This window comes from Thermohalobaculum xanthum (assembly GCF_016623495.1).
Lineage (GTDB): Bacteria > Pseudomonadota > Alphaproteobacteria > Rhodobacterales > Rhodobacteraceae > Thermohalobaculum > Thermohalobaculum xanthum.
The window spans coordinates 12,714-26,369 of the sequence record NZ_JAEHHL010000002.1 but is presented as its reverse complement, the minus strand read 5'-3'; the positions used below and the strand labels follow the sequence as shown (position 1 = coordinate 26,369).

The 13,656-nt window shown below is 65.6% G+C and carries 12 protein-coding genes and 1 tRNA gene; 12 read left to right on the top strand and 1 reads right to left on the bottom strand.

All coding sequences use genetic code 11. The features are described 5' to 3' along the window. The first annotated feature begins 182 nt into the window (after positions 1–182). The 5 genes from H0I76_RS05125 (at position 183) to H0I76_RS05105 (ending at position 4,411) form a co-directional block, all read left to right on the top strand. Positions 183–686: a hypothetical protein gene (locus H0I76_RS05125; RefSeq protein WP_200607930.1), complete on the top strand. Its 504-nt coding sequence runs from the start codon at positions 183–185 to the stop codon at positions 684–686. Beyond that, positions 683–2,347, top strand: coding sequence for a sensor histidine kinase (locus H0I76_RS19675; protein WP_200607928.1), 1,665 nt, complete (start codon positions 683–685; stop codon positions 2,345–2,347). Before H0I76_RS05125 ends, H0I76_RS19675 begins: the two co-directional genes overlap by 4 nt. A gap of 81 nt (positions 2,348–2,428) precedes the next feature. After that, complete coding sequence (locus tag H0I76_RS05115; protein WP_200607926.1) at positions 2,429–3,265, top strand: response regulator; 837 nt, start codon at positions 2,429–2,431, stop codon at positions 3,263–3,265. Positions 3,266–3,432: 167 nt separating this feature from the next. Next, the gene (locus H0I76_RS05110; RefSeq protein WP_200607924.1) at positions 3,433–4,230 is read left to right on the top strand and encodes an IclR family transcriptional regulator; all 798 of its coding nucleotides are present in this window, start codon (positions 3,433–3,435) and stop codon (positions 4,228–4,230) included. Between the two features lie 105 nt (positions 4,231–4,335). Further along, positions 4,336–4,411, top strand: a tRNA-Asn gene (locus H0I76_RS05105). Between the two features lie 531 nt (positions 4,412–4,942). On the opposite strand, the gene H0I76_RS05100 is transcribed toward H0I76_RS05105, so the two are convergent. Next, the gene (locus H0I76_RS05100; protein ID WP_200607922.1) at positions 4,943–5,950 is read right to left on the bottom strand and encodes an AraC family transcriptional regulator; all 1,008 of its coding nucleotides are present in this window, start codon (positions 5,948–5,950) and stop codon (positions 4,943–4,945) included. A gap of 287 nt (positions 5,951–6,237) precedes the next feature. Between H0I76_RS05100 and H0I76_RS05095 the strand changes: the two genes are divergently transcribed. The 7 genes from H0I76_RS05095 (at position 6,238) to H0I76_RS05065 (ending at position 13,237) form a co-directional block, all read left to right on the top strand. Beyond that, complete coding sequence (locus tag H0I76_RS05095) at positions 6,238–7,083, top strand: MORN repeat-containing protein (RefSeq protein WP_200607919.1); 846 nt, start codon at positions 6,238–6,240, stop codon at positions 7,081–7,083. Further along, positions 7,080–7,325, top strand: a complete 246-nt coding sequence (locus H0I76_RS05090) for a hypothetical protein (RefSeq protein WP_200607917.1) — start codon at positions 7,080–7,082, stop codon at positions 7,323–7,325. The genes H0I76_RS05095 and H0I76_RS05090 overlap by 4 nt, the downstream gene beginning before the upstream one ends. Before the next feature lie 44 nt (positions 7,326–7,369). Beyond that, a complete protein-coding gene (locus H0I76_RS05085) occupies positions 7,370–8,311 on the top strand; it encodes a SphA family protein (RefSeq protein ID WP_200607915.1) in 942 nt (313 codons plus the stop codon). Between the two features lie 67 nt (positions 8,312–8,378). Further along, positions 8,379–9,446 carry a DUF1214 domain-containing protein gene (locus H0I76_RS05080; RefSeq protein WP_200607912.1) on the top strand — a complete coding sequence of 356 codons (1,068 nt, stop codon included), beginning with the start codon at positions 8,379–8,381 and terminating at the stop codon, positions 9,444–9,446. A 29-nt stretch (positions 9,447–9,475) separates the two neighbouring features. Continuing rightward, positions 9,476–11,368 (top strand): alkyl sulfatase dimerization domain-containing protein, encoded by a 1,893-nt coding sequence (locus tag H0I76_RS05075; RefSeq protein WP_234455143.1) that lies wholly within the window; start codon positions 9,476–9,478, stop codon positions 11,366–11,368. Between the two features lie 14 nt (positions 11,369–11,382). Further along, positions 11,383–12,189, top strand: a complete 807-nt coding sequence (locus H0I76_RS05070) for a transporter (protein ID WP_200607910.1) — start codon at positions 11,383–11,385, stop codon at positions 12,187–12,189. A 10-nt stretch (positions 12,190–12,199) separates the two neighbouring features. Continuing rightward, complete coding sequence (locus tag H0I76_RS05065) at positions 12,200–13,237, top strand: DUF1214 domain-containing protein (RefSeq protein ID WP_200607908.1); 1,038 nt, start codon at positions 12,200–12,202, stop codon at positions 13,235–13,237. The last annotated feature ends 419 nt before the right edge of the window (positions 13,238–13,656 follow it).

Genomic DNA, 13,656 nt, shown 5'->3' with positions numbered 1-13,656 from the left:
CTGCCGCATAGCAGAATATCAAATGGTTGCGTTGAGTTTTGCCGCATTTGCGGTGCGGGCGCGTCGGCGCTTCGCAAATTGATAAGGGTAATCGTTTAAGCCTAGCACCGGCAGTGCCCGAGGGGAGGGGTAGTGCCGCACTCGCATTCTTCGAACGAGGCGAAGTGTCGGAGGGCTTGAGCGTGGCACAGTGGGGCCGAGGAAGACTGACCATCGTGATCGCTGCGGCGTTGTCCGTGACGGTCGCCCTGCTGAGCGGGCCGCGCGCACTGGCCAGCGGCATACTCGTGCGCGACCTCCTGGCGACGCCACCGATCGAGACGCAGTTGTCGATGGAACAGCTCGAAGCGCTCGAGCCCCATGTCATCGCGACCCGGACCGAGTTCACCGACGGCGAGGTGCGCTTCGAAGGGCCGCTCGTGACCGATTTGCTGAGGTTTGTCGGCGATCGCGCGTGGTCCTCGGCCAAGATCACCGCGGCGAACGATTACGCCATCGATATCCCGGTGAGCGATTTCAAGGCTTACGGCGTTATCCTTGCGAGACGCATGAACGGGCGCGAGTTGTCTCGGCGCGACAAGGGCCCGTTCTGGCTGATGTATCCGCTGGATGACTTCAAGGAACTCCAGGATCCCGTCTACAACAATCGCCTCATCTGGCAGGTCGTGAAGATCGAACTGAAGTGAAGCAATCCTTCAGCATAACCCGGACGCTGTTCCTTTTCGCGCTGCTCGGCGCGTTGGTCGCGGCCGGTATCGCGCTGCGGGCACAACAGCAAAGCTCGGAAGGCCTCGAGCGGGCCTCGCAGGAAAGCCTGTTCTGGAGCGCCGTCCAGGTCGAGGTCGAGCTGTCGCGATTTGCCGCGACGCTGGGTCAGTTCGCCCTCGGCCCCGACGGAACCAGCGGCGAGACGGTCAACGAGCGTTTCGACATCCTCTGGAGCCGCGTGCTCCTGTTCCAGGAGGGCGATGTGGGCAGGCGCCTCGCGGCGCTCGATCACTCCGGGGTCGTCGATCGCCTCTTTGAGGAAATGAAGAGGCACGAGGATGCGATCGTCTCGATCGACGACGAGCCGCCCGCCAAAGTGCGCGCCGTTCTGCAGGATTTTCTCGGGTATGGGGACGAGCTCCGGGCCCTTTCGATCCGGGTGATTCGCGCCGAGGAAAATCGTCTGGCCGAGGTGCGCGGCAATGTCCGAAACAGCAGCTACCTTGCCCTTGCCGCAGTGGGTGCCGTGCTGGCGATCGTGCTGACGCTGGTCCTGCTGCTGCTGATCGAGAGCCGGCGCTACCGCGCCATGGCGCAGGCCAGCGCCGCGCTGGCCGAGCGGGCCGAGGCCGCGTCGCGCATGAAGTCGCGCTTCCTCACGATGATGAGCCACGAGTTGCGGACCCCGATGAACGGCGTGATGGGAATGCTCGCGCTGGTGCGGCAGACGCAGCTTTCCGATGCGCAGAGCCGACTGATCGAACAGGCCCAGCGCTCGGGCACGCAGATGGTGACCCTGCTCAGCGACATGCTCGACCTCTCGGATCTGCAATCCGAAAAGCAGGTGATCGGCAGCGAGACCTTCGCGCTCACCGATCTCTGCGCCGAGCTCAAGCGCCATCTTGCGCCGCGAATCGAGCGGGCAGGGCTGGCGGTGCGCTGCGAGGTGGCGTCGGACGTTCCGCCCAGGGTTGTCGGTGATTTCGTCCGGCTGCGTCAGGCGCTGATCCACCTTCTGTCGCACATGATCGAGATTGTGGGCAGCCCGGAGCTCGTGTTGCGCATCGGGCATGACGATGGCTGGCTCTCGGTCGAGATCGACGCGGCCGTGCATGGCCGCGAGCAGGCCGGCTGGCAGCCCGAGGAGATGCTCGGCCGCGGGCGCATCGACTATGGAAGCTTCGCCTCGGATTCGCTGGCACCGATGATCGCGCAGGGCCTGATCGAGCTGATGGGCGGCCAGATCGTCGTCGAGCGGCCGACCGACGGCCGCGCCTCGGTCCGGGTCAGCGTGCCGGCGGCCAGGCACTCGGACGAGCCGCGCACCGTGCGCATCGACGTGCAATCCCGCACACTCGCAGCCGTCCTCGGCGCGCTCGTGCAGGCCGAGGGCTGGCACATGCATGGCTCCGGCGCCAGCGAGAAGAATGTCGACGCCGTGATCTACGCGGCCGACGATCCCAGCGAGGTCGAAACCATCCTCCGCATGCGCGCCCGCTTTCCCAGTGCACGGATCATCGCCGCCGGCGCGCCGTCCCACCCCGAGATCTTCGATGCGGTCTGCCCACTCCCGGTGAACCGCGCCGCTCTCGTACGCGCGCTCGAGGCAAACCGCACGACAGGCTGGGCGGTCTCTTGACCGCGCGCCACGACTCGAACACCTTCCGCACCGCAACCCGATGCATGCGCGCAGCCCACGCGCGCCCCGCGGAGATTTGACGTGCTTGATGGACTGAGGATCCTCCTTGCCGAGGACAACCCCACCAACCAGATGGTCGCCGTGCAGATGCTCGAGACGCTCGGCGCCCACGTCACCATCGCGAGTGACGGGGAGGAGGCCCTCGAGATCCTCAAGGCATCGAATTTCGACATCATCCTCATCGACATCGAGATGCCGCGGAAGAACGGCATCGAGGTCGTGCGCGAACTGCGCGCGCCCTGGAGCCGGCATTCGGACGTGCCGGTCATCGCGCTCACGGCCTATGTGATGCGCGAGCACCGCCAGGCCATCGACGCCGCCGGCGCAGACGGCGTCATCGCCAAGCCGATCATCTCGATCACCGAGTTCGGAAAACAGATCCTTGCCTTCGCCGGGCCAAAGCTGCGGCAGCGCGGCGAGCGCCCTGGCTCGGGAGCGCCCGGGGGGAATGATCGCCGTGCGCCCGACGCGCCGGATGCGGCCGGGTCCGGCGCCGGGCTTGACGCCGCGACCACCGCGCCGGTGATCGATACCGAGACGCTCGCGATGCTTGGGCAGGCGGTCGGCCCCGATGCGCTTGCCGAGATCCTCGACAAGGCGCAGGCCGACCTGAAGGACGCCGCGGTGATGCTGTCGCGTGGCCTCGCCGAGGATGACGATGCCGCGATTCGAGGCGCGCTCCACATCCTCACCGGGCTTGCCGGATCCGTCGGGGCAGGGCAGCTCGACGAGGCCGCCCGCGCGCTCCAGAACGCCGTGACCGCGGGTGACGCCGCACAGGTCTCGATGCTTGGTGGCGGCATGCCATCCGTCATCGACGCGGCTCTGCGTGGCCTCGAATCCGCGCGCGCCCTGTGACGCCAGCCATGCAGACCGCGCGCCACCGCTCGCGGCCGTAAGGCCTGCAAACGCCGCATCTGGGCCGGGCGTGCGAAAAAATCCGCATCCGGGAGGGCGCCCCAGCCTTCCCCGAGCGCTGCAGCGCGCTATCATCGGAGTTTATCGGCTGTACAGAGGGCGCGAACGTGTCTGAAGGCAAGGTCAAGTCCGCGGGTCAGGTCCGCTCGCTCACGCGGGCCCTCTCGTTGCTTCGCTATCTGGCGGTCAGCAGCGACGGCATGTCGCTCACCGAGCTCTCCGAAGCCGCCGGCCTTCCGCCATCGACCACGCATCGCTTGCTCACCACGCTCGAGTCCGAGCGCTTCGTTCGCCCCGACCCGCAAGGCGGCGTCTGGCGCATTGGCGTCGCCGCGTTCTTCGTTGGGTCCGCCTTTGCGCGCAGCCGCGACAAGCTTGGCCTGGCGCGGCCCTATCTGCGCAGGCTGATGGAAATGTCGGGCGAGACGGCGAACCTCTTCGTCGAATCCGATGGCGAGGCGGTCTGCATCGGCCAGATCGAATCGCGGCACGCGATGCGCGCGATCACCGGGGTCGGCGGCCGCGTGGCACTTCACGCCTCGGCTGTCGGCAAGGCGCTTCTGGCGCATATGGATCCGATGCGCCGCAGCCGCATCCTTTCGACCATGCCGCTCGAGCGGGCGACCGCGAACTCGGTGACCGAGCGTGGCCGGCTCGAGGCGATCCTCAACGAGGTCAGCGCCGTCGGTTATGCGATTGACAACGAGGAACACGCCTTGGGCCTGCGCTGCGTCGCGGCCCCGATCTTTGACGAGTACGGCCAGGCGGTCGCCGCAGTCTCGGTCTCAGGCCCCTCTGCCCGGATCCCGACCGAGCGCCTGGCCACGCTTGGCCGAATGACCGCCCAGGCGGCGGCCGAGGCGACCCGCGATTACGGCGGCGCGCCCCCGGTTGCCGCACAGTGACCAACCGGCTCTGCCGCCCGCAACGGGCTGCCGGAAAAGTGACGGAAAGCTCTGGACGGAACAAAGTGCCTTTGCTATATGCCCGGCACTCGACGAAACGGCTGTTCCGGCGTAGCTCAGTTGGTAGAGCATCGGACTGTTAATCCGCGGGTCGCAGGTTCGAGTCCTGCCGCCGGAGCCAACCGTTTCAATATGTTAAAACGAAAATGGCCGCCTTGTGGGGCGGCTATTTCCGTTCCTGGGTGTTTCTGGGGTGTAATTCTGCGGAGCTTGCCGTGCGGCGTTTTGGCGCTGTCGGATGGGGGGTGCTTATGACGATCTCGTCAAGAAAGAGCCCAATACAAAGGGCGGCTGCGGATCTCTTGACCTAAATCGGAGTGTCCTGCTCAAGCGTTCGCGGAGTGATCTCGGTCGGAGCTTAGAATATCGGCTTGGAAACCCCTTGAAGACGCAAGTTTAGGTTTTGAGCGCAGCGCTTGCAGTAAAAGGTTGGAAAGAGGTAGTTCGCTGCGTCCTCCATTGATGTTGGCTCAGAGGGCGACAATGCAGACACGCGAGAACTAGCTTGAAAATGTTGATACTGTTTGGTGGCTATTGACTGACAATTCCCTTTAAACCCGAACGTCGAATTTTTCGCGCTTCAGTCAAATTGACACCTCCTTCGCGGTTCAGCTGTTTTTTGGTCGATCCGTTCCACGTAGGCGGGGCTGCCTTAGGCTCCTTTCATCCGTACTGCAGAGGGCGAAGCGCCAAACCAGGACCGGAAGGCCCGCCGGAAGGAATTGACCTCGTCGTAGCCAAGCGCCGCGGCGATCTCGTTAAGCGGTCGACTGGTCTCGGTAACGAGCGCCCTCGCACGTGCGCTGAGGATGCTCTGTCGCAGCGTCCGGAATTCTGCCCCCTCGACCGCCAGCCGGCGCTGAAGGCTGCGCGGGCCGAGACCAAGGCGCGCGGCGACCTTCTCTAACGAAGTGTCGCCGAGCCGAAGCTGCACTTCGATCGCTTCGCGCACGACCCCGGTCGCTGTGCTCGGCGGCTGATTGCAGAGGAGTTCGCGGAGATCGGCTGCCACGACCACTTCACGCGCCGGGCGTGGTGCGAGGTTCGCTCGCGTGAGATCCTTCGGTCGCAGCGCGATCCCCGGAAGATCGCAGCCAAAGTGAACTGGCGCCCCAAAAAGCACCGAGAGAGTTTGTGCCGTCGGTGGCCGCGCGCCCGGCAGCTCGACCCACTCGGGATACCAGCCGGACCCGAGAAAGCGTCGGCAAAGATCCGTGAGGATGAGGGGAAGCCCCTCGTCGATGTGGCGGCTGCCGACGACTGATCGGATGCCGGACTCGTAGCTCAGGACGAGACGATCGCCCGAGGGCCGAAGGCCGGCCTTGGCATGGCTTAAGACCGTCCGAAGCGCCGCGATGCCACGCGCAAAGGCACTGTCGAGCCTCGGCGCGTCAAGAACGTAACCGGCGTAGATCCCGAGATCCTCGTAACTGTAGCGGGCGGCAACCATGGCGCCGAGATGTCGCTCGCCGAGCGTGCGCGCCATCGCCTCCATCACTTCGGCCTGAATGCGATAGGGCAGGAAGAGCGGTGGGCCGTCGAGGATGTCGGGGCTGAGCCCCACTCGCTGCCATCCGACATCGACGGCGCGTCGTGAATAGAGCTCGGCCGCAATCCGGTTCATCGGGCCGAAGACCCGGCTGTTCTGGAGGGCGATCATCCGCGCCGCACTCCGTTTGTCGTAAACTGATCAGCGAGCCTGAAGGAACTTTTGCGCGAAGACAATGTTTCGCGTTGGAAAAAATGCCGGCATTCCTTGCGCTTGCAACCCATACTCGTCGGAGAGCGCGAACCATCGCTCGCTCACCGGTCGAGGCATCCATTGACACATGTCAAAATGCAGCTCCCCCGCGATCGCTTATACTTCAACGCGTTCAGAGCCGCACGACGCGAGGGATGCCAAGGGGCCGCGCCATGCGAGCGCGACCATAACGGGAGGATAACAGCATGACATCAATGCGGACGACGACGACTGTTGCGGCGCTCGCACTGATGGCGGCGGGCGCAGCCTCGTCCGCTGCCGCCGAGGGCGGCTGGATGACCGACGGTGTCAGCGGCTGCGAGGTCTGGAGCGTCGAGACCCCGGCCCCGGACGAGGGTGTCTCGTGGTCGGGTGCCTGCCAAGATCGCAAGGCCGCAGGCCATGGCGTTCTGGTCTTCTGGGACGGCGGCGGGATCATCGGTCGCTATACCGGCCAGATGGAGGATGGCAAGCCCGACGGGGAGGGGCGCCTCTTTCTCCGCGCGGAAGCGGGCGGCTTCAACGAGTTTCTCGGACACTTCGAGGAGGGAAAGCCGGTCGGCAAGGGCTTCGTGCGGACGGCCGGCGGGGCGCGGTTCATCGGGGAATTGATCGACGGCGTCGATCACGGCGAGGGCGTCGTGCTGTTGCCGAACGGCTGGCTGATGAAGGGCGAGTTCAAGGACGGCAAGGGCGTCGGCACCGTCGTCGTCGACTACACCGCCGAGGATGGCGAGCACTATCTGGGCCAGGTCAATGATGGGAAGCGGCATGGCTTTGGCATCCTCCGGGACGCGGAAGACCACTTCTACGCTGGGCAGTTCGCCGATGGCATGCCCGACGGCCCCGGACTCTACAGGGGATCGGGCGGCGATCTTTATACTGGCGGCTTCGCTGGCGGAAAGCGGAACGGCTTCGGCACCACGATCGACGTGGCCGGAAACGTGATCCAGGGCCGCTTCGTCGACGGCGAGCCGGACGGCACGATCCTTGTGACCCAACCGGATGGAACCCAGACCGTCATCGAATGGAAGGCAGGAGGGATACAATGACCATCGTCCCGATTTCGAAGACCGTGCAACGCAGGTGCCTCACCGTCGCCCTGGCCGCAGCGCTCGGCCTGATGGCGGCGCCAAATGCCACGCTGGCGGGTCCCGTCTCGAAAGGAGCCACTTGGGGGGCCGTGGGCGGCGCCGTTATCGGCGGGGTGGCCGGCGGGAGGCCTCTCGCTGGGGCCGCGGCGGGCGCGGCGACCGGCGCGATCATCGGCCAGATTCACAAGAAGACGAAATAGGCAGCTGGGCTAGGCCTCGCCGCAGCGAAGCGAGGGGATGTCACATGCGACGTTTGTCGAGGCAGGCCATCACCGCGGCGATCGTGATCGCAGGTGCGCTGACGGCCGAGGGTGCCCGCGCGGCCGAGGGCGCTTCGAGCCATTACCTTCCCGGCACGGCTGGTGACTTCGCGATCGCGCTATCTCCGGCACCCGGCTTCCAGATTGCCGACATCGCCTGGTTTCAGAGTGGCAGCGTCGGTGCGGCCGTCCTGCAAGGGCAGGTCGATCTCGACCTCTCGGCGGACGTATTCCTCAATCTTGCGATCGGAACCTATACATGGGGCCTCCCCGTACCGGGCCTAACCTACACGGTCGGCGCGGTCGTGCCCTTCGGCTATGCGAGCATAGATGCGACGCTGCGCGGCCCGCTCGGAAACACGTTCCGGACAAGCGACGACAGCTTCGACCTGAGCGACATCGCCTTCGTCCCCTTCCAGTTGAACTGGAACACCGGGAACTTCCACTTCAAGCTCGCCCAGGCGGTAATCGCACCGACGGGCGGCTACGACGTCTCGCGCCTCGCCAATCTCGGCCGGAACTACTGGAGCTTCGACTCCGTCGGCGCCGTCACATGGCTAGACCAGGAATGGGGCACCGAGGTCTCGATCGCGCCCGGGATCATGGTGAATACCCGCAACGACGCCACGGACTATAAGACGGGCGCCGAGTTCCACATGGACTTCACCGTCAACCAGTTCCTGTCGCAGACCTTTGCGATTGGACTGAAGGGCTACTGGTACGACCAGGTCACGGGCGACAGTGGCAGCGGCGCGCGGCTCGGCAGCTTCAAGTCCGAGTCGGTCGGCCTCGGTCCGGGGTTCCTCTGGTCACCGGCCTTCGCCGGCGGACGGCTCAACATCTACGGCAAGTGGATGCACGACATCCACGCGAAGAACCGCCTGAAATCGGATTACGGCACGCTCGGGATCGCCTGGAAGTTCTGAAACGCCGAACCGCAGCGTCGCGCCCGGGACCTCCCACGCCCGAGCTTCACAAGGAAAGGAGCGCTTCATGCCGGTCTTTCGCCCCCTCGTGCTGTCGGCCTTCGCGGCTCACCTCGCCGCACTGTCGCTCCCGGCGACGGCGGGAAACCCGGACCGGACGCTCGATGCGCTAGCCGAGAGCCTGGAGATCCCCGTTACCATCGACAACTTCGTGCGCGCCGCCACCGACATCGAGCTCGGGAAATATGTCTCGCTCGCCGGTGGTGTGAACCGGTTCTTCCATTTCCGCACCCCGACGCGGGTCGAGAGGCAGCCGACGATCCGGATGAACCGCGACACGCTCTACAGCACCGCAGTGATCGACATCCGCGAGGGCGCGACGCTGACCCTGCCAGACGTCGGAGACCGCTACATGACAGCGATGGTCGTGAACCAGGATCACTACATCAACGAGGTCTTCTTCGGGGGCGGGACCTACACGCTCGACATGGCGAGCTTCGACACGCCCTATGTCATCGTCTTCCTGCGCGTCCTCGTCGATGCCTCGGACCCCGAGGATGTCGCGGCCGTGAACGTGATCCAGGACCGGATGACGGTCGAGGCCGGCTCGGCCGAGCCCTTCGTCGTTCCCGACTACGACGAGGAAAGCTTCGAGGGCCTGCTCCGCGCCACGATCGAGATCGGACGCTTCGCGCCCGACAGCTTCCGCGTCTTCGGCAGGAAGGAGGACGTGGAGCCGGTGCGCCATTTCCTCGGCACCGCGGTCGGCTGGGGCGGCCTGCCCGAGACCGAGGCCTTCTACCTGAACGCCGAGCCCGGCCTGCCCGTCGGCACCTACAGGATTGACGTGCCCGCCGACGTGCCCGTGGGCGCCTTCTGGTCCGTAAGCCTCTACAACGCCGAAGGCTTCTTCGAGCCGAACCCGCTCGGCGCCTATTCGGTCAACTCGGTGAACGGGACGCCAAACGACGACGGCAGCATCACGGTGCATCTCGGCGGCTGCGATGACGGCCGCGTCAACTGCCTGCCGATCATGGAGGGCTGGAACTACACGGTCCGTCTCTACCGGCCAGAACCCGCGATCCTCGACGGCAGCTGGGTCTTCCCGGCCGCACGGCCCGCCGACGCGCGATGACGTCGAACCATCCACCAAGGGAGAGAGTGATGCCTTCCAGACCGAACCGCCGCGACGTGCTCGTCTCCGCGACCGCGCTCGCTTCCGCTTCCGCAGCCTCGGGCGGGTTCTTCGCGGCTCCGGCCTCGGCAGAGGTCGCTGGCACGCGGGACCTGTCCTCCTCGACCGCGCAGATCGACGCCTATATGGGCGCGCCGGTCGAGCTCGTGACCGCGCCGAACGGGGCGATCACCAACAAGCGGCTGCTCGACGGGATCGACAAGGTCGGGTGGGTCGAGCCGACGATCGAGCAGCCAGCCGAGGGGATCTGGGTCTTCGGCGGCTACGGGCTCGCGCCCATGGCGGTCATCGACACGCCCGAGGGGTTGATCGCCTTCGACACCGGCGACACCAAGCATGACGGCGAACTGATGTTCGCGGCGCTCCGCACCGTCAGCGACAAGCCGGTCAAGGCGATCATCTACGGCCATTCACACACCTGCTTCGGCGCCGGAGTTCTCGCCGAGGGCCGCGACGACCTGACGATCATCGGCCACCCCGACCTGAACGCGGTCGTGGCCGCGAACGCGGGCGGCGCGCCCGCCTTCTACCCGGAGATCGGGCCCTACCTGACCGCGCGGATGTTCATCCAGTTCAACGGGTTCATGCCGAAATCCGGCCCGGATGCCTATGTCGTGCCGACGAACCTCGAGTCGCCCGAATTCGCGTTCATTCCGGTGAACACGCCGGTCAAGGACGGGCAGGAGATGACCGTGCTCGGCCAGAAGATGCAGTTCTTCACGAAATATGGATCGGACGACAAGGTCCACACCACGGTCTGGCTGCCGGACCGGCGCATCCTCTTCACCACGATGCTGTGGTCGAGCCCGCCGCAGCTCTACTCGCTGCGCGGCGACGTGTTCCGCGACCCGCGCGACTGGATCGCGGGCCTGAAGTTCAACCGCGACCTGCAACCCGACGTCCTCGTCTCCGCGGCCTGCCGCCCCCTCGTCGGAAGGGAGACGATCCAGCGCATCCTCGAGGGCTACCTCGACGGCGCGAGTTTCGTCCTCGACCAGAGCCTGCGGGGCATCCTCGGGGGCAAGGGTCCGGACGAACTCCGGCACCTCGTCAGGTTTCCCGACTACCTGAACGAGATTCCCCACAACCTTCAAAACTATGGGGAGATCTCGACCTACACGCCCGCGATCCACTACCAGTGCATCGGCTGGTACGACAACGATGCGGCGACCCTCAAGTCGGTGTCGCCCGAGGACGAGGCCGCACGCATCGTGCCGCTCATGGGCGGTCGCGACGCCGTGCTCTCTGCGGCGCGAGAGGCACTCGCGAGGAAGGAATACGCCTGGGCCGCGCAGCTCGTGAACTACCTCTACCGCCTCGACCCGCAGGACGCCGACGTCCGGCAGGTCAAGGCCGACGCGCTGCGCCAGATGGCCTATGTCTCGACCGGCGCCAACGACCGCGCGCACCTGATGTCCCAGGCCCTCGCGCTTGAGGGAAAGGTCACGATCCCGCGGATCATCCCGCCGGCGCCCGAGGTCATCGCCGCATCGCCCGCGACCTATGTCGATTACTTCCGCGTCCGGATCGACCCGGAGCGGAGCGGCGGCACGGACAGGGTGCTGCGCCTCGACTTCACCGACGGCAGCACGGCCGCGCTCCATATCCGCCGGGCGGTGGCGGAGTTCGTCGCGTCGCCCGACAGCCATTACCGTCCGGCCGACGTGACGATCGCGCTCTCGGGGGCCGCGTGGGCGAAGCTCTATCTCAGTGTCGCAAGCGTTCCCGATCTGGCGGCGGCCGGCGAGATCGACATCACTGGCGACGCAGCCGAGGCCGCACACCTGATCGATCTCTTCGACCGATACGTGCCCGAACGGGCGGTCGTCGTCCCGCCGGCGGCCTTCTCGCCGCAACGATGAAGCGAGAGGTAAACATGAAGGTCCTCCTCACCCTCGCGATCTCGACCAACCTCACGCTCGCGGGCTCAGCCATTGCGCAGGAGGCCCTCGACCTCGACGACCTCGCGCAGGAACTCGCCAATCCGCTCGCTTCGCTGGTGTCGATCCCGTTGCAGATGAACTGGGACCGTAATATCGGCCCGCAGGACGCAGGTGACCGCCTGACGACCAACATCCAGCCGGTCATCCCGTTCGGCGTGACCGAGGACTGGAACCTGATCACGCGGACGATCGTCCCCGTGACCTGGCAGGAGGACATCTTTCCTGGCGCAGGCTCGCAGTTCGGACTCGGCGACATGTCGACGAGCCTGTTCCTCTCGCCCTCGAAGATCACCGAAGGCGGCTTCACCTGGGGCGTCGGCCCGATCCTGCTGCTGCCGACCGCGACCGACGATCTCCTCGGCGCCGAGAAATGGGGCGCGGGCCCGACCGCGGTAGGGCTCGTCCAGCGGGGGCCCTGGACTGCGGGCGCCCTCGTCAACCATGTCTGGTCGTTCGCTGGGGATGGCGACCGCTCGGATATCAACCGCACCTTCATGCAGCCCTTCGCTGCATACACGACCGATACGGCCTGGACGTTCTCGATCCAGAGCGAGAGTGCCTATGACTGGACCGCGAACGACTGGGCGGTGCCGGTCAATGTCTCGGCCAGCAAGATGCTGCTGCTCGGCGGCCTGCCCGTCAGCCTCCAGGGGGGCGTTGGATACTGGGCGACCGCGCCCGACAACGGGCCCGAGGGTTTCCGGTTCCGCCTCCAGTTCACCCTCCTGTTCCCGCGATGAGGAGATCGAGATGAGACGCTCCGCCTGCCCGATCATGACCCGCCTCTCCGCCGCCGCGATTGCCCTCGGCCTCTGCCTGCCGGGCCTCGCGGCGGCCGAGGAGGTCACGCTCGAAAACCTCGTGCGCGCCGAGTCCGATCACATGTTCCGGCTCAACATGGCCACCCATGGCATCGGCATCGGAGAGTTCATCCATTTCCGTGAGCCCGTGTCCGCCGACGCGCCGCAGCCCGTGATCCGGGCGAACCAGGACACGCTCTATTCGGCCGTCGTGCTCGACCTGTCCGAGCCCGCGACGGTCACGCTGCCCGAGATCGGGGGGCGCTTCCAGTCCATGCTGGTCATCAGCCAGGATCACTACGGGTTCGTGGAGGCATCTCCCGGAACCTACACGCTGACGGAGGAGGATGTCGGCACGCGTTTCGCCATGATCCTCTTCCGCACCTTCGTCGACGCGGCCGCGTCGGATGACCTTGCCGCCGCCCACGCGGCGCAGGACGGCATCGCGGTGACGGGCGGCGGTCCGGGGCCGTTCGAGGCGCCGGACTGGGATCTCGACAGCCTGGCCGAGGCGCGAAACGCGCTGAACGATCTCGCAAGCGCCATCGGCTTCGACGCGGCCCGCGCCTTCGGCCGAAAGGACGAGGTCGACCCCATAGACCACATGGTCGGCGCCCTCGCGGGCTGGGCCGGACAGCCGGCCCGAACAGCAAGCGCGATCATCGACAGCGTCGCGGCGAACGACGGCGACACCCCGCACGCGGTCACCGTGAAGGACGTGCCGGTCGACGCCTTCTGGTCCATCACAGTATACAACGCCGACGGCTATCTCGAGCCAAATGCGCTCGGCCGGAATAGCTACAACAACACCTCGGCGACGCCGAACGACGATGGCTCCTACACCATCCATTTCGGCGGCTGCGAGGATGGCCGCATCAACTGCATTCCGATCACGCCAGGCTGGAACTACACTGTGCGTCTCTATGAACCTCGATCAGAGATTCTCGATGGAAGCTGGACGTTCCCGGAAATCACGCGGCTGCATTAGTCGAGCGAGATGAACGAGACGTTTGGAGCCCGTTGCGGGATGACTGAGGCGCGCGCGTTTACCGCTGATGGCTGCGGCGCAGGACATTTCCGTAAAGATCTTTTTTTGGCGTACGCTCGCACAAATTCGCGGCGAACGGTTCAACCGTATCTGGTCCTATGAGTTTGTGCATAACCGGAGCCACGACAGGAATTCGTTTAAGGGGGGGCAGGGAAGCCGGGTCCTGACCCGTGAAACTTATCCAATGTGAGTGCGAATTCTCGGGCACGTTTCCGGAAGGAGAGGAGTGCCCAGAGGTTCATTTTGGACTAACCTTCAATCGGGAGCATTCAGACCGGGCCGCCTAGTATCAATGACAAGTAGTGCGAACCTTAGCAGAAATTGATGCCTCAACAGTCAAACGGAGAACGGCGCCGTCG

Excerpts from the sequence above, each read along its gene's own strand:
- H0I76_RS05070 (WP_200607910.1), top strand. The coding sequence starts at position 11,383 with ATGAAGGTCCTCCTCACCCTCGCGATCTCGACCAACCTCACGCTCGCG.
- H0I76_RS05100 (WP_200607922.1), bottom strand. The coding sequence starts at position 5,950 with ATGATCGCCCTCCAGAACAGCCGGGTCTTCGGCCCGATGAACCGGATT.
- H0I76_RS05095 (WP_200607919.1), top strand. The coding sequence starts at position 6,238 with ATGACATCAATGCGGACGACGACGACTGTTGCGGCGCTCGCACTGATG.
- H0I76_RS05085 (WP_200607915.1), top strand. The coding sequence starts at position 7,370 with ATGCGACGTTTGTCGAGGCAGGCCATCACCGCGGCGATCGTGATCGCA.
- H0I76_RS05075 (WP_234455143.1), top strand. The coding sequence starts at position 9,476 with ATGCCTTCCAGACCGAACCGCCGCGACGTGCTCGTCTCCGCGACCGCG.
- H0I76_RS05065 (WP_200607908.1), top strand. The coding sequence starts at position 12,200 with ATGAGACGCTCCGCCTGCCCGATCATGACCCGCCTCTCCGCCGCCGCG.
- H0I76_RS05080 (WP_200607912.1), top strand. The coding sequence starts at position 8,379 with ATGCCGGTCTTTCGCCCCCTCGTGCTGTCGGCCTTCGCGGCTCACCTC.
- H0I76_RS05090 (WP_200607917.1), top strand. The coding sequence starts at position 7,080 with ATGACCATCGTCCCGATTTCGAAGACCGTGCAACGCAGGTGCCTCACC.